Annotated in this window: 22 protein-coding genes; 19 read left to right on the top strand and 3 right to left on the bottom strand. The window is 41.8% G+C overall.

All coding sequences use genetic code 11. The features are described 5' to 3' along the window. Positions 1 to 15 precede the first annotated feature (15 nt). The 3 genes from MUB35_RS19410 to MUB35_RS19395 all read left to right on the top strand — a co-directional run bounded on the left by MUB35_RS19410 (position 16) and on the right by MUB35_RS19395 (position 2123). The gene (locus MUB35_RS19410) at positions 16 to 1212 is read left to right on the top strand and encodes an alpha/beta fold hydrolase (RefSeq protein ID WP_244806648.1); all 1197 of its coding nucleotides are present in this window, start codon (positions 16 to 18) and stop codon (positions 1210 to 1212) included. A gap of 190 nt (positions 1213 to 1402) precedes the next feature. Further along, positions 1403 to 1816: a DUF3795 domain-containing protein gene (locus MUB35_RS30850; protein ID WP_033139549.1), complete on the top strand. Its 414-nt coding sequence runs from the start codon at positions 1403 to 1405 to the stop codon at positions 1814 to 1816. Between the two features lie 106 nt (positions 1817 to 1922). Continuing rightward, complete coding sequence (locus MUB35_RS19395) at positions 1923 to 2123, top strand: MerR family transcriptional regulator (RefSeq protein ID WP_331477590.1); 201 nt, start codon at positions 1923 to 1925, stop codon at positions 2121 to 2123. Between the two features lie 133 nt (positions 2124 to 2256). On the opposite strand, the gene MUB35_RS19390 is transcribed toward MUB35_RS19395, so the two are convergent. After that, positions 2257 to 3174 carry a hypothetical protein gene (locus tag MUB35_RS19390; RefSeq protein ID WP_033139550.1) on the bottom strand — a complete coding sequence of 306 codons (918 nt, stop codon included), beginning with the start codon at positions 3172 to 3174 and terminating at the stop codon, positions 2257 to 2259. Between the two features lie 4 nt (positions 3175 to 3178). Continuing rightward, the gene (locus MUB35_RS19385) at positions 3179 to 3625 is read right to left on the bottom strand and encodes a MarR family winged helix-turn-helix transcriptional regulator (RefSeq protein ID WP_052098935.1); all 447 of its coding nucleotides are present in this window, start codon (positions 3623 to 3625) and stop codon (positions 3179 to 3181) included. A 321-nt stretch (positions 3626 to 3946) separates the two neighbouring features. Here MUB35_RS19385 and MUB35_RS19380 point away from each other — a divergent pair, with 321 nt between their 5' ends. The 16 genes from MUB35_RS19380 to MUB35_RS31045 all read left to right on the top strand — a co-directional run bounded on the left by MUB35_RS19380 (position 3947) and on the right by MUB35_RS31045 (position 14337). After that, positions 3947 to 4552, top strand: a complete 606-nt coding sequence (locus MUB35_RS19380) for a hypothetical protein (protein ID WP_033139551.1) — start codon at positions 3947 to 3949, stop codon at positions 4550 to 4552. A 59-nt stretch (positions 4553 to 4611) separates the two neighbouring features. Continuing rightward, entirely contained in the window at positions 4612 to 4809 is a 198-nt protein-coding gene (locus MUB35_RS19375) for a hypothetical protein (RefSeq protein ID WP_033139552.1), read from the top strand. A gap of 270 nt (positions 4810 to 5079) precedes the next feature. Next, a complete protein-coding gene (locus MUB35_RS19370) occupies positions 5080 to 5841 on the top strand; it encodes an EFR1 family ferrodoxin (protein ID WP_033139553.1) in 762 nt (253 codons plus the stop codon). 103 nt (positions 5842 to 5944) lie between these two features. Beyond that, positions 5945 to 6481, top strand: coding sequence for a CD3072 family TudS-related putative desulfidase (locus tag MUB35_RS19365; protein ID WP_033139554.1), 537 nt, complete (start codon positions 5945 to 5947; stop codon positions 6479 to 6481). Between the two features lie 500 nt (positions 6482 to 6981). Then, positions 6982 to 7203, top strand: coding sequence for a hypothetical protein (locus tag MUB35_RS19355; RefSeq protein WP_033139555.1), 222 nt, complete (start codon positions 6982 to 6984; stop codon positions 7201 to 7203). A 34-nt stretch (positions 7204 to 7237) separates the two neighbouring features. Next, positions 7238 to 7756, top strand: a complete 519-nt coding sequence (locus MUB35_RS19350; protein ID WP_103732761.1) for a flavodoxin family protein — start codon at positions 7238 to 7240, stop codon at positions 7754 to 7756. Between the two features lie 39 nt (positions 7757 to 7795). Beyond that, positions 7796 to 7981 carry an SDR family NAD(P)-dependent oxidoreductase gene (locus tag MUB35_RS19345; protein WP_033139557.1) on the top strand — a complete coding sequence of 62 codons (186 nt, stop codon included), beginning with the start codon at positions 7796 to 7798 and terminating at the stop codon, positions 7979 to 7981. Between the two features lie 14 nt (positions 7982 to 7995). Next, on the top strand, positions 7996 to 8253 hold the full coding sequence (locus MUB35_RS19340; protein ID WP_197064073.1) for an SDR family oxidoreductase: 258 nt from the start codon (positions 7996 to 7998) through the stop codon (positions 8251 to 8253). Between the two features lie 138 nt (positions 8254 to 8391). After that, on the top strand, positions 8392 to 8952 hold the full coding sequence (locus MUB35_RS19335; RefSeq protein ID WP_033139558.1) for a cyclophilin-like fold protein: 561 nt from the start codon (positions 8392 to 8394) through the stop codon (positions 8950 to 8952). A 3-nt stretch (positions 8953 to 8955) separates the two neighbouring features. After that, entirely contained in the window at positions 8956 to 9147 is a 192-nt protein-coding gene (locus MUB35_RS30845; RefSeq protein ID WP_187370685.1) for a cyclophilin-like fold protein, read from the top strand. Between the two features lie 15 nt (positions 9148 to 9162). Beyond that, positions 9163 to 10029, top strand: a complete 867-nt coding sequence (locus MUB35_RS19325) for a DUF3737 family protein (protein ID WP_033139559.1) — start codon at positions 9163 to 9165, stop codon at positions 10027 to 10029. An 83-nt stretch (positions 10030 to 10112) separates the two neighbouring features. Then, positions 10113 to 10508 (top strand): LysE family transporter, encoded by a 396-nt coding sequence (locus MUB35_RS19320; protein WP_156120801.1) that lies wholly within the window; start codon positions 10113 to 10115, stop codon positions 10506 to 10508. A 193-nt stretch (positions 10509 to 10701) separates the two neighbouring features. Further along, positions 10702 to 11880: a MalY/PatB family protein gene (locus tag MUB35_RS19310; protein ID WP_033139560.1), complete on the top strand. Its 1179-nt coding sequence runs from the start codon at positions 10702 to 10704 to the stop codon at positions 11878 to 11880. A 149-nt stretch (positions 11881 to 12029) separates the two neighbouring features. Further along, a complete protein-coding gene (locus MUB35_RS19305) occupies positions 12030 to 13577 on the top strand; it encodes a Y-family DNA polymerase (protein WP_244806647.1) in 1548 nt (515 codons plus the stop codon). 11 nt (positions 13578 to 13588) lie between these two features. Continuing rightward, positions 13589 to 14047, top strand: coding sequence for a hypothetical protein (locus MUB35_RS19300; protein WP_033139562.1), 459 nt, complete (start codon positions 13589 to 13591; stop codon positions 14045 to 14047). Continuing rightward, positions 14008 to 14337 (top strand): GNAT family N-acetyltransferase, encoded by a 330-nt coding sequence (locus tag MUB35_RS31045; protein WP_317430616.1) that lies wholly within the window; start codon positions 14008 to 14010, stop codon positions 14335 to 14337. The genes MUB35_RS19300 and MUB35_RS31045 overlap by 40 nt, the downstream gene beginning before the upstream one ends. Positions 14338 to 14637: 300 nt before the next feature. Here MUB35_RS31045 and MUB35_RS19290 read toward each other — a convergent pair whose 3' ends face one another. Continuing rightward, positions 14638 to 15822 (bottom strand): MFS transporter, encoded by a 1185-nt coding sequence (locus MUB35_RS19290; RefSeq protein WP_033139563.1) that lies wholly within the window; start codon positions 15820 to 15822, stop codon positions 14638 to 14640. Positions 15823 to 15857: the final 35 nt, after the last annotated feature.

Here is a 15857-nt window from a genome sequence, read left to right as displayed (position 1 = left end):
AAGGGGGAGTAAAAAATGGTGGAAACAATTATTTTTTTAGGGTTATTCGGTTGTATGCTTATTCTCGTAGTAGCTGAGATTTTTTTGGGAATTAGCTGGTTATTGAGGAAACGAAAAAAATCATCATCTATAAAAAACCGAGGACGTTTAAAAAGAAACGCTATTTTATTAATTGTAACAGTTATATTAATGGGGGGTCTTATGCTATATAGTCAAATAACCGTAAGTACACCCAAAATAAAAGATAAAAACGGAAAGATAATGGATCATAGTATTGCAAAATTAGAGAGTGTTGATTTAAACAATAGAAGAGAGTGGATAAGTATTCGTGGACAAGATAAAGAAAATCCGGTTCTTCTTTTTTTGGCGGGCGGTCCGGGTGGTTCACAAATGGCTGCGGTCAGGCACGAACTTTCAGAACTGGAAAAGCATTTTGTAGTAGTTGTTTGGGACCAGCCCGGTTCTGGTAAATCATTTTCGGTTGGAAACGAAAAACTGACTGTGGATACTTATATTAAAGATGGATTAGCTTTAACAGAATATCTTCGTAAACAATTCGATCAAGATAAAATATATCTGGTTGGCGAATCTTGGGGAAGTGCGCTTGGAGTATTCCTTGCATCTGAATCACCTAACTATTATCATGCCGTGATTGGAACAGGACAAATGGTTGATTTTCTGGAAACAGAGAATTTAGATTATGATAAAGCATTTGAAATTGCAGAAGAAAAAGGAGATACAGATAAAATCAAGAAATTAAAAGAAAATGGCCGTCCTCCTTATTTTGGTTCAGATGTTACATGGAAAAGTGCTGAATATTTAAACTACCTTTCATCATATATGAGCAGTAATCCCGAGATTCAAAATGGGGGCTATCATACTTTCCGTGATATATTTTCGTCCGAATATAGTATAATTGATAAAATCAATTATTTACGTGGCATTGTAACCACCTTTAATCATGTTTACCCACAATTATACGATATGGATTTACGCAGAGATTATTCAAGTATCAATGTGCCGGTTTACTTTTTTCTGGGCAGACATGATATTAATGCACCTACTTCTTTAGCAGAAGATTACTTGAATATTTTGGAAGCTCCCCACAAGGAAATTGTATGGTATGAATATTCAGGACACAGTCCATGGATAAACGAAAGCGATAAATTTGTTTCTGAACTGCTTTCAATACGAAATAAGGCAGGTGTTTAAGTATGGAAAACAGGTGCATGTTCGGTATATCGGGCGAAGACACATTTGATGCTTCGCAATGTGCCGGCACTGTTGATAAACTATGGGCTGACAAGTATGCTCCTGCAGGCAGAAAAGAAATGACTTTATTGTATGCTTATGATAAAATATGACTAACCGACAGACAGAAATTTTGAGAGGAGCGATTATTTTGAAAATGCCCATAGAGAATATAGATACCAGTATGTTCGCTCCTTGCGGAATGAATTGTAAAGTTTGCTACAAGCACTGTTACCACAAAAAGCCATGTGCAGGGTGCTTGAACAGTGACAAGGGAAAACCGGAGCATTGCCGTAAATGTAAGATAAAGGATTGTATCAAGATCAAAGAATTATCTTATTGCTTTGAGTGTTCTGATTATCCGTGTAAGCTGATAAGGAATCTTGAAAAAAGTTATAACAAGAGGTATCAGGCAAGCCTTATGGATAACAGCGAATTTGTTCGACAATATGGTTTGGAAAAATTCATGGAGAAACAGAAAGAAAAATATACCTGCTCTAAATGCGGTGGTATTATCTCCATCCATGATAGAGAATGCAGTGAATGTCAAGAAAAAGTAAAGTAGAGGTATTGACCTTTCGTTGAGTTCGGGGTTTATAGTCATTACAGAATCTATTCTAAGAACAGGAGGCAGGTTATATGACGATTAAAGAGGCGTCTGAAAAACAGGTATATCGGTTGACAATCTCCGCTACTATGAGAGGATAGGGCTGATTCCGGAAGTGCCGAGAAATGCTTCGGGAATCAGGAATTATGATGACGCAGCTTTGAACTGGATCGATTTTGTAATGCGTTTTAAAAAGGCAGGAATGGCTCTGGAGGCAATCCGTGAATATGTCCAGCTTGCGTCGGAAGGGGAAAGCACCATATGACCAGAAATGCGGACCGATCACAATGGTAATAAGGGGTATCTTATTTTGTTGACCACGTTGTTCCCGCCGGGGAAGAAAATCCACACCGCAGGCCGGAATCTATCCTCCGGTGCGTCAGATCCTTAAGATACGGCTAATGCCTTCCTTCGTTATAGTTATCCGCTGACGAAATATAATGTGTTTTCCGTTTTAGACGATAATCAAAGTAAGCGGCAAAAAAAGCCATGACAACAAAGGTAAGGCATTTCGTTATTAAGGCAGGTATGGGTATTGAAATACCTGCGGACAGTTGGAAAAAAGTCTGAACAGGGAGCATAATACCAACACACATACATATTTTAAAAATCATTCGGAGAAAAACATATCCGATAAAATCTCCATGTCTGACTAAATAATATGTAATGAATATTAAGGGACTTATAATGCCCATATCGAGTACATATGTGATTTCCGTTGTGTATACTTCAATCAATTCCAGCGATGTTCCTTTTGCAATGGATATTATAATATCGGGAAGCCATGCAGCAAACAGTGATATGCCTGCCGCCAGTAAAAATACCTTCATTCCTTTTGTAAAAGGATATGAGCAGACCTTTCCCTGCCGGACACCGGCTGCATGCAATTTTGCAAATAATACACTTACGCTGAAAGAGCACATACCAAATAGTGCGATATATATTAAATGTAAACGGTTATAGGTAACACCAAAGGCCAGACTTGCAGAATAGTAAAGCAGCAAACTGATAATTCCAAAACTGCGTATATCATATTCCATACTCTGTTTTTTCTTTGCTTTAAAAAAAGTGACAATTGACAGCGGAACAACAAATAACAGGATTGTAAAATCAGAGCCAATAAAAATAGGTGCTTTAAAATAAGAATCATGAGCATAGATACCGGCTCCCCACATTTGTACTTTCTGGCCATATTGATTCACAAACTCATAGGAAAATGAAGTATGAAAAGAACATACACCTAAAATTGTTACAATCAACAGCAGCAGAATTATGAGTACATCTAAATACTTAATGATTGGTTTCGTATTATCCATATCTTTACCTGTCCTTCCCATAAGTTTCAAAACAACCGAGTAATTTTTCAAGAGCATAAATGAAACTGTCAATTTCATTGACTGAAAATGATGAAAATAATCGGTTGGCTTCACAAGCAGTGGGTTCATTATTTTCAGCAAAATACTGATATGCTTTTTCTGTCAGTTCAACTTTTAAAGCCCTCGCATCTTTCTTGGATTTTCCAATCATCACATATCCCTTGTTTTCCAATGGCACCAGCATTTTTTTGACATTTTGTCTTGTGGTTCCTACAAATTCAGCAATATTATTGAGATTCTTATCCTGGAGTTCCATTTTAGAAATCATCATCAGCAAGAACCATTGCTTGAAAGTGATATCAGGGAATATAGAATCCCCAAACAGTGTTATTTTATTTGAAAGCAAAGAAATACTTCCGATTATAAACTCTTCTTTTTCTGTTCTGTTCATAAACACGCCTCCGATATGCAACTGGTTACCTATTCATTATATGCAACTAGTTGCACAAAGTCAAGACTTATATAATAAAACCATTTAGCTGACTTTATATTGAATATTGTGTCATCTTCCGGTGTGGGAACACAATACAGTTTAAACATGGAGAAAACAGACAGCAGAACCGTAAGAATATTCATTGGTAAATGTAACGCAATCGGATGAAAATAAGCTCTGTATATGTTATCATAGAGTTAGCCGTATCAAGGGCAGTATGCCGGAAAAGGAAGAGATAACAGAGGCAAGATACCCCGGTTGGAGAAGGAGAATTTCAGAATGAAAGAAATTATTAACTTTATTGAGGCGAATGTGAATGGCAGAACGCTGTTTACAGAGGAACTGATTTACAAATTGGAAAACGGTGCGCTGCAGGGCGTATACTCGGATCAAATATCTTTTTCTAATCTGAAATATTCTCAAAGTGGATTTCAGTTGGATATGTTTATCATATCAAATGAGAAAATATGGCTTATGGGAGAGGATGGCCAACGGGAGGAACTGCGAAAGGATTTTAGTGCGGTATCCTTGTTCCGATTTGAATTGGCAGAACGGAAGAGCACGAATGCTGTGACCGGATTTTTTCGGTTTGTTTCAGCTTCAGGAAAAAGTGTGGCGGCAGAGGCTGTGGTAAGTGGGATTTATGATGTCCGTCTTGAAGATAATGTGCTGAAATTATCAGAAGATCAGGTGCTGTATCGGGATCAGCCCATACAAGGTGAGCGCTTCAAACCTGTGGCGTTTCAAGCGGAACATCGTTTTTATAATGAAGACGGAAAACTGCACTATGAATACAATGGCAGATGTTTTGATGTGCACACAGAAACAATGCAGCGCAGCCGGAGTTCCGATACCTTTCCCCCGTTTCTTTCAGTCGAAAAGTAAACGGAGGCATTGTCAGACAATATTAACTTGCAGAACAGGAAAATCGTGGAGGCAGCAGGATGAGAAAATGTATTAGATGTGAGGTTGAACTAAAAGAGAATTTTGATGTAAAAGTGGAAGGCGCGGCATATGGACTAAAAATAACAAAGCCCGGTATTTTTAAAGAAACTCTGGGTAAGGTACATTGTGCAGTATGCCCGTCCTGCGGATACATTGAGTTTTATTTGGATGATCCTTCTAAAATATCAGAAAGTTAAATATCCGTGAGAACAGGTGCATAGCAGACTTATAAATGCGAAGACAGCAGCGAAGAAGATTTTGGAACACTGCCAATAACAGTTTCGTGTGGGTTCACATTGTTTGATTCCGAAAACAGCCGCTATGATCTTTATAGAAAACCATGATATAAAAGCGGAAATTCGGGAAGGATGGAAAGCAATGAGGAAAATGTGGAAGTTCATTTGAGCTGTCGGCATTATAGAACATAAGGTGTAGCGAAAATGGGTAAATTGTGAAAGGGGCAATAGATGATTGGAATATATTTTAGCGGAACGGGAAACTCGAAATATTGTATTGAGAAGTTTCTACAGGAATATGATTCGGGAGCAGAGGCGTTCAGTATTGAAAATGAAGAACTGCTCATAAAAATCAGAGAACATGAGGATCTCGTATTCAGTTATCCCGTACAGTTCAGTAATCTTCCGAAAATCGTGAAAGATTTTGTGGATCAGCATCATCAGCTGTGGAAGAACAAGCGGGTTTTTGTCATTGCAACAATGGGCCTGTTCAGCGGTGACGGAGCCGGCTTGCTGGCACGTATGTTACATCAGCACGGTGCTGTGATCACTGGTGGGCTGCATTTGAAAATGCCGGACAGTATCAGCGACGAAAAAGCACTCAAACGTTCAATTGAGAAAAACAGGCATCTTGTTGCAGATGCGGGAAAAAAGGCCGCTGAAGCCGCATACAAAACAAAGAATGGAACTCCGCCTCAGGAGGGCATCGGACCCTTTTATCATCTGGCAGGCCTATTTGGACAACGGCTTTACTTTTATAACCGGACAAAGCACTATACAGATCAATTGAAAATAAATACTCATAAATGTACCGGCTGCGGACTATGCGCGGCAGTGTGTCCCATGAAAAACATTACTCTGGTGGATGGCAGAGCTAAGTCGGGTAATCAATGCACAATGTGCTATCGCTGCATCAACCGCTGCCCCAGACAGGCCATCACATTGTTGGGAAAACGCGTTGTAGAGCAATGCAGGATAGAGAACTATCTCTGATAGAAAGCGTATCTCCTACAGCGGAATAGAAGTATGAGCCATGAAGCTATAGAAGTGATTTTCAGGTTAACCGGTTGAATATTTGAAAGTGTGAGGATAAAATATGTTCCATGATAAGAGAAGTAAAAAAGTTGTTTTTATTGCACATTGCCTTTTAAACCAAAATTCTATTTCCGATGGAACGGCGGTATATCCGGCAGCATTTAAAGAGGTTATTGATTTTTTCTTAAATTCTGATGTTGGTATCGTCCAAATGCCTTGTCCGGAGTTTTGCTGTTTAGGACTTGACAGGGGAAATATCTACGGAGCAGATAGTCCGGTAGTGGTAGAGAATACAAGAATACGTTCAGCAATGAAAAATGACAGCTTGAATATAAAACTGGCAGGGCTGGCAGATCTTGTAGTACAACAAATTGTGGAGTATAAAAAATACGGATTTGAAGTTATCGGCATGATTGGGGCAAACCGATCTCCAAATTGTGGTATAGACACAACATCAGACTATAATGCAGAAATCAATGGAATGGGGTTATTTGTAGAAAAAATTGTTAAGCGGCTTTCGGAAGAGAACATATCTGTTCCTATGATAGGTATAAAAGGAACTGACAACATTCGGGAAAAACTTCAGCAGTTAATATAGGAATAGTGTTGCATGCTATTGCCATGCAGAAAAAGAATGAAAATGTGATCTCAATTGCTGCCTTTTTGACCAATTCTAATATTTCTTCAATATCTCATCTGCTTGTTTGCACAAGGTCATTCCTTCTTCTGTCAGAGTGACCTTTCGTGAATCGTTTGTTCCCCATATCAGAAACTGCTTGCCAAATTCCTCCTCCATATTTTTAATTTATGTCGAAAGTATTGAAAGTGCTGGCTGGGAGAGGAAGCGATGCAGCTGTCCTTACAATACTCTATTTTCTTGCTATCTCCAGAAAATCATGAAGTATCCGTAATTCCATCTGGAAATTTCCTTTACAATTAGATTTATAATACATTAACACAAAATAGTATAGGTTTTAACTATAACAATCAATATAATATAAGTATTGGCTATTTTATTATTTACAGATTATACTGATATGGAGAACAGAATTTGCCGTATATTGCCTGAAAGATCAGAGAGAAGGTGACGATAGTAGAATGATAAATCTTGAGACCAGAGAAACAGTTGTTCAAAATCTCAAAGATGCGGGATGCAGTATAGATATGATTGAATATTTCATGAAATGCTATGACTCGGAAAATTTGAGTGAACAGCTGTTTTTACTGGAAAAACACAGAAAGCAGCTTCTAAGCAAGGTACATAAAGAGGAAGAACATATCTCCTGTCTGGATTACCTTGTTTACCAGCTGAAAAAATAAACAGCTTATAGAGTGAGTAGAAAGAAGGGCATTTATGAATATCTTAGTGTTGAACGGCAGCCCCAGAAAGAATGGGAATACTGCCGCATTGGTCTCGGCTTTCTTAGAAGGAGCGGCAGAGAAACATCACAATATCACAGTTATCCCGGTCTGCAGCAAACATATATCCGGATGTCTGGCATGTGAATACTGCCATACAAAAGGAAACGGAGTCTGTATACAGAAGGATGATATGCAGGAGATCTATCCCCTTTTATCAGAAGCTGAAATGATCGTACTGGCATCCCCTGTTTATTACCACAGCTTTACCGGACAGCTGCAATGCGCCATTAACCGCATCTATGCCTTAGATAAACCAAAGAACCTGAAAAAAGCGGCGCTGATTTTAAGCTCCGGCAGCGACAAGGTTTATGACGGAGCAGTCTATGAATATGAGAATTCATTTCTGGATTATCTGAATTTGAAAAATATGGGAATCTTTACGGCATTTGACAAGCAGAATAAATCCGAAGAGAAGTTGGACGAATTAAGAGCGTTTGGAAGAAGCTTGTAAACAGGAATTCGGCAGATTAAAAAAGGAGCTTTGAATATTATGGAAGCAAAAATGTTAGATGGAAAAGTGGCAATGATTACCGGGGCAAGTTATGGAATGGGGCAGTCTATGGCGGAACTGTTTGCCGAAGAAGGCGCCAGTGTTGTGCTCACTGCCAGAGGAAGAGAAAAACTGGATCAGGTAGTAGAAGGAATACGTCCACAAAAGGGGCACTCAATACCCTGACAAAAAATGTTGCTATGAGGCTGGTGGATACCAATATCAGATGCAATGCGGTGGCTCCGGGGGCAACGGTTACGCCGGCGCATCTGGCAAACAGGGCTGGTGAGCAGCCGGGCGGAGCAAAAATGCTGGAATACAGCGGACATTATGTGTATTTTCCGGGACCGGAATGCGACCCTTTGGATCAGGCGTATGCCTGTTTATATCTTGCGAGCAAAATGGGAAAAGCAGTCCGGGGACAGGTGCTGCAGGTCTGCAATGGGGCATTTCTATAAAATTGGCATTTCCGTGATGAAGCTCAGGTTCCGCCCTTTTGTATTGACCGGGCGGCCAAGGCAGAGCACAGAGCCGATTCCGTACACCACTATAAATGCCCGGAAAAGGTCTGCTCTGCCGGAATCAGGAGGATGGATATGAAAAGAATGATAATTTTAATCGCTGTAATATTCCTGCTGCTTGGGATGACCGGATGCGGGAATTCAAACAGCACGGGAATCCCGTATAACACATCCGCGGATCCGGCACAGCAGGACAATCCGGAAAATCATAAAGCAGTTGAAAAAAATGATATACAGCAGACGGAACAGAATGAAAGCGGACCAACAGACAAAGAGGAGAACAATACTATGAAAATATCTGTAAAATCAGCGAATTATGAAATGATTTATGAACTGAACAACAGTCAGGCTGCCAAAGCATTGTATGCACAGCTGCCGCTGACAATGGAAGTGAAGCCTTTCAGCAGCAATGAAATGACTTTTTATCCTACGCAGAAGCTGGATACATCGGGTACCCCGTTAAGCGGTGGTGAAACTGGGTCTTTGTCCTACTACGAACCGTGGGGAGATGTAGTGATGTTCTATGCTCCCTGTGACCCGAACAGCAGCCTGTATGAGCTTGGAACTATTCTCTCCGGTAAAGAGGATATTGATAAACTGAATGGTACCATTACAATTTCAGTTTATAAGGAATAGGATATCCCTTCCGATTCGGAAACCGTGACATCGGAAAAGGCCGGGGAAGTCTATTACTCGGACCCTAACCGTATTGTATTGTTTTACCGGGACGCTGAAATTACGGGAGAATATACCAGGATAGGGACATTTGATGCAACGGATGACTTTGTGACCGCGGTAGAAGAAAAACAAAATGATAATATTTCAAAATAAAAGGAGAGACAGGAAATGAAAGAAATCAGACAGGAGTATCTAACAGGGGAACGTGCACTTTTTAATGGTGAGAATTTAAAAATATACGACACCATATTTGCAGATGGGGAGTCACCGCTGAAGGAAAGTCATGATATTGAACTTTACGGCAGCATGTTCAAGTGGAAGTATCCCTTATGGTACTGTAAGAATATTACCGCTGAGGACTGTACATGGTTTGAGATGGGCCGCGCTGGTGTTTGGTATACAGACAATATCACGGTAAAGAATGCAGTTATTGAGGCACCGAAGAATTTCCGACGATGTCATGGCGTGACCCTTCAAAATGTGAATTTTCCCAATGCAGCAGAAACTCTGTGGAACTGTGAAGATGTTATTATGGAGCAGGTAACAGCCAGGGGTGACTACTTTGCCATGAACAGCCGGAATATGAAGCTTCGGGATTTTCAGTTAGTTGGTAATTATTCCTTTGACGGGGTTAAAAATATGGAAATCCATAATGCCAGACTGCTTTCAAAAGATGCTTTCTGGAATAGTGAAAACGTGACTGTATATGATTCCTTTATTTCAGGGGAATATCTGGGCTGGAATGCCAGGAACCTGACTCTGATCAACTGTACGGTAGAAAGTCTGCAGGGAATGTGCTATATCGACAATCTTGTCATGAAAAACTGCAGACTGCTGAATACCACCCTTGCATTCGAGTATTCTACTGTGGATGCAGAAATTAACGGGAAGATTGACAGCGTCATGAATCCGTTGGGAGGAAGCATCCGGGCGGATTACATTAAGGAATTGATCATTGAAAAAGATAAAGTAGATCCGGATAAAACAGTCATTACCTGCATAATGGACCAAGATTCGGAGAAGATGGCGGTTTAGCAAAAAAAATCCGGCAGATGAACAGACAGGAATGGAGAGGAAGGAACAGATGGGCATTTTTTCTGCTTCAGCATGAAAGTGTTATGAACATGATCGGAAGCTGTTTGATTCTGGGCATAGGCATCAGCATGTTCACGAAAATAAACGCAGGATCCCAGGATATGCCGGACAACGCCGGAGGTTTCCGGATGTTCGCGGCTTTCTTTGCAGTGGGAATCACAAACCCGGCAGCCATCCTTACGTTTCTGTTTGCGTTTTCCTGGTTTGGTATTGATGGACGGATAGAACCAGCCGATGGGATCGGATTGGTTTGCGGTGTGTTTATCGGAACTTATATTTGGTGGGGAACGCTTTCCGGTGTGGTTACCTTATTAAAGAAAAAAGCCGGGAACAGTCATCTGTCAGCCATGAACCGGATATTTGGAACGATCCTGATCTTTTTTGGGGCAGTGGTGTTGGTTCGTAGTTTTCTTCACTGAGGATATGAGTTTGGCAGTATCCATACAGGAGACATTATGCTCTTTGGCTCTGACTGCCTTGTCCTTTTTTTGAGGACTTCAGCACATCTTACAGCTATACCAGGATCGGCCATATCGAAGATGCAGGATGCAGCACCCTGACAAGCGGAACCGTAGAAGTCACGTTTGAGACAGGGGAACAGGGGGAGAAGAAATGAAATTTCTATTTGATGAAAAGATAGACCGCAGAAATACAGGATCCATGAAATGGGATGTGAATGAAAATGAACTTCCCATGTGGGTGGCTGACATGGATTTTCAGACAGCGCCGGAAATAACGGCAAGTATGATGGAAAGAGCCGGACAGGGAGTATTCGGATATACGATAGTGACAGATGGGTGGTACGAGGCTTACAAGAATTGGTGGAAAAACCGGCATCAGTTTGAAATCAGAAGAGAGTGGCTGGCTTTTTGTACCGGTGTCGTACCCGCTATATCCAGTATTGTCCGTAAGATTACGACTGTCGGGGAGAATGTGATAGTAATGACTCCGGTATATAACATATTCTTTCATTCCATCGTGAATAATGGCAGGAATGTACTGGAGAATCGACTAAAATATGATGGAGATGCCTATCAGATCGATTTTACAGATTTGGAAGAAAAGCTCCAAGATACCCAGACGACTCTTCTGCTCCTTTGCAATCCCCATAATCCGGTAGGAAAAATCTGGGACAGAGAAACACTTCAGAGAATTGGAGACTTATGTGTCAAATATCACGTGACGGTTTTATCGGATGAGATACACTGCGATATTACAGAGCCTGGTTATGATTATACACCGTTTGCCTCTGTATCGGAGAACTGCCGGAATAACAGCATCACATGCGTATCCCCTACAAAGGCATTTAATCTGGCGGGGATTCAGACGGCTGCTGTGATTGTTCCGAATGACAATCTGAGGCATAAAGTTGTTCGAGGACTGAATACTGATGAAGTGGCAGAGCCTAATGTATTTGCAGCCATAGCCCCGATCGCGGCATTTGGCAGGGGCGGTGAATGGCTGGATGCCCTGAGAGAATATCTGTGGGAGAACAGGAGGTATGCAGAGGAGTACATAAAAAATGAGATTAAAGGTGTATCCGCCGTTCCCGCCAGGGCAACGTATCTGCTCTGGATTGACTGCAGGTCTATAACTGGAGATTCATGGGAACTCTGTCGTTTTATCCGCAGCCACAGCGGCTTATACCTGTCAGACGGAAACGATTACCGGAACGGGAGTGGCTTCCTGCGCATGAATCTGGCATGTCCAAGGCAGCAGGTGGAAGATGGAATGAAACGTCTGAGGGACAGTGTGAAAGCTTACGAGTCATGGGTCTGTGAACCGAGTTAAAACCATGCGTGTATTTTAATAAAGATAGAACATATATTCGACAAAGCCTTGATTTAAGTGAATAAATATACTATGCTATATAATATAAAAAAACTATTCAGATATGCCTTATACATTGTGTAATCAGTATGGAAACACTGAGGCAGAAAATGAAGGAGGAATTTTATGTGACCGGTAATCGTACTTATATAGCTATAGATCTTAAGTCCTTTTACGCTTCGGTGGAATGCCGCGAAAGACAGCTTGACCCATTGACCACAAATCTTGTTGTAGCGGATGCAGGCCGCACGGAAAAGACCATATGCCTTGCTGTGTCACCATCCCTAAAAAACTATGGGATTCACGGACGGCCAAGATTATTTGAAGTAGTGCAGACCATGCGAAAGGTTAATGCCCGACGTTTAAGTGCATCGCCCGGGCACACCTTCACAGGTTCCTCATATGATGCGAATGAATTAGATGCGTCACCGGAACTTTCAGCGGACTATATCATTGCTCCGCCGAGAATGTCCTGCTACCTGGAATACAGTACACGTATTTATGATATTTATTTAAAATATATTGCCCCCGAGGACATCCATGTCTATTCGATTGATGAGGTTTTTATGGATGTTACAAATTATTTGAGCACATATGCCGTTTCACCCCGTAAACTTGCAAAAAGTATCATGCAGGATGTGCTTAAAAATACCGGTATAACGGCAACGGCGGGAATCGGAACTAATATGTATCTGGCGAAAGTTGCCATGGATATTGTTGCCAAGCACATCCCCCCGGACAAAGAAAGGGTCCGTATTGCAAGCCTGAATGAAATGTCTTACAGAAAAATACTTTGGGACCATCAGCCGTTGACAGACTTTTGGAGAGTCGGAAAGGGTTATGCAAAAAAACTGGAACAAAATGGACTGTATACCATGGGAGATATCGCGCGCTGCTCCATGGGAAAACCAAATGAATACCATAATGAAGAGTTGCTGTATAAGCTGTTTGGAGTTAATGCGGAATTATTGATCGACCATGCCTGGGGATGGGAACCCTGCACGATCGCTGATATTAAAAATTATAAACCGGCTGAAAAAAGTATCGGTTCCGGCCAGGTGCTGCCGTGTCCATATGCATTTCAAAAGGCAAGGCTTGTCGTTCGTGAGATGACGGACCAGCTGGCACTTGACCTGGTTGACAAAGAGCTTGTGACAGACCAGCTTGTGCTGACTGTTTCCTATGATATAGAGAATCTGAAAGACCCTGACATTAAAAAGATGTATAAGGGTGAAATTTCTGCAGACCGCTATGGCCGGAAGGCTCCAAAACATGCCCATGGCACAATAAATCTAAAGAAAAAGACGTCTTCTGCAAAGCTGCTCCTGAATGCGGTTACTGAGCTGTATGACAGAATTGTTGACAGAAATCTGTTAGTAAGAAGAATGTATATTTCTGCAAATCGTTTGGCTGCAGAAGGAACAGCAGAAATGGGAGAGGAAGAATATGAGCAGCTTGACCTATTCACTGATTATGAGGCACTGAAAAAAAAGAAGGAAGAGGAAGAAGCGGAGCTTCAGCGGGAAAAGAAAATGCAGCAGGCGCTGCTGAGTATTAAAAAGAAATACGGGAAAAATGCAATTCTGAAAGGCATGAACCTGGAAGAAGGAGCGACAGCGGTAGAACGCAATAAGCAGATTGGCGGCCATAAGGCATAGAAGGGAGATAAATGATGTTAAATAGAAATTCACATGCTTATGACGATATTATCAGTCTGCCGCATCATATCTCATCCCACCATCCTCAGATGCCGATACATGACAGGGCAGCGCAATTTGCTCCGTTTGCAGCTCTCAGTGGACATGAAGACGCTATTTGGGAGACGGCAAGACGGACAGAAGAAAGAATGGAGCTGGATGAGGATGCAAAGGCTGTTTTGGACGAAAAAATGGCAATGTTACAGATACTGCTTCCCAGACAACCACAGATAACCGTGACTTATTTTAAGCCGGACGAAAAAAAGAGCGGTGGCTCCTATATTACGGTAACCGGGAATATAAAGAAGATAGACGAGTATGAGGATACCATAATGCTGGTTGATGGTTTGAAGATTTTTGTGAAAGAGATATGTAATATCGAAGGGGATATATTCACCGGGAAACTGCCGAAAACGCACAACATACGCTGAAAGAAATTATAAATGAAAGTCTTGAAGAAACTAAAAAATTTTACTATGAAAGATATGCAGCAAAATATGAATTACCACAAGCATACGCATACGCCATTTGCCTTAAAAGTGATAACCTTCCGATCGGTTATATTAAAGTTGATATGGAAGAACATCACGACTTTGGTTATGGACTCCGAAAGGAATTTTGGCATCAGGGAATTGTGTCAGAGGCGGCGAAAGCTGTTATTGAGCAGGTAAAAAAGACGGTCTTCCCTATATCACGGCAACTCATGACAGGAAAAATCTGAGAAGCGGAAAGGTTATGCAAAAAGTGGGCATGAAATATTGTTATTCGTATGAAGAACGGTGGCAGCCCAAAAATATTCCCGTAATATTTAGAATGTACCAATTAAATTTTAACGGCAATGAGGATTTTGTATATAAAAAGTATTGGGATATGTATGAAAATCATTTCATTGAAGAATTGTAAACGGACCGCGTAATACAAAGCCCGGCTTTTCGGGATTAAGAGTTAGAATTTTCGTTAATAACTGCCGGACCAGGAAAGATTCCGGCAGTTGGTGTAAGATCCATTCTTGTTTTATACTTTATATTGTTTTCTTATTTCCGGCGAATCCAATCACCGTAAATGCCACTGCCAGTACAAGTAATATAATAATAGAGAACAGCATGGCTCCCTGTGTTCCGGATAGTTTCCCGGAAGCTGCAAAGGCTGCGCCGCCGGCTGTCACCAGGTACGGGCACACGGTCATACCTGCATTCTGCATGCAGGTGGCAATGGAAACTGCCATACCGGAAGAAGCCTGTGGAACCGCTCCGCCTGCGCCGTTTAAGATGCACGGCATACAGATGGAGAAGGCAAGTCCGCAGATAAACGCGCCCAGATAGGACATGGGAAGGTTAGCGGCAAATGTCATGATTAGGAAGGATAATGACAGTACCACACAGCCAACGGTAAGCGTAAGTTTCTTGAATATATCTGCAATTTTGCCGAAAATAAATCCCATAACAAATCCGCCAAGGGCGAAACATGCCAGTGAATAACCGGCTGCCACCGTGTCACCCAGACCTTGTTCCGTGATGAGGGAGGACGCAAAGTTGGCATATGTCTGTGCACCGGACATATAGACAAAGAACGCCGCGCACCATACCCACATCATAGCGGTAGGCCGAAATTTCCCCTTTTCACCGGAAGAACTTGTCTTAACCGGCTGCTTGTAGGGGATACAGGTGACAGCGGCTATCAGGGATACTATTGCGATGAGATGAACTAAAAACGCAATATTCCAGCTGATTCTGCCCAGGTTGCCTGATACCAATGAAAAGAAGATCGCACCGAGCATCTGGAATGCGGTCATATTCCCCATGACTTTCGCCCTCTCGGCCGGGTCTTCAAAATTCTCAATAACCAGTGCCGGACAGAGGGACTGGACGATTCCCACGCCTACGCCGAAGATAAGGCGCATGACAAGGATCAGCCCCAGACTGTCCATAAAGTAAGGCAGAACTCCCCCCACAAGCCAGAAGAGAACGCCTGCAATCATCAATGTCTTTTTCGGGACAAAATCCATCAGTTTTCCTGTAACCAATGTGACCAGTATAACCACCAGACAGGGCGCGGAAATCAGATATGCGACAACTTTTGTCTGGCCTGCCTCGGGGAAGGCTGCGGCAATACTTGCAATATTGCTTGCCACAGCGATAGCCCCCATCATCAGGATGGCACACAGGTAAATGGCGGTTTTCACCCTTCGGTTGCTGCCTTTTTCCATAATGTTAATCCTTTCATGTTCCAATATGGAGTAGT

The sequence above is a fragment of the Blautia sp. NSJ-175 genome (assembly GCF_022867815.1).
Classification (GTDB): Bacteria; Bacillota; Clostridia; order Lachnospirales; family Lachnospiraceae; genus Blautia; species Blautia celeris.
Note: the sequence above shows the minus strand (reverse complement) of the source record. Positions and strands in the feature narration are given on the sequence as shown.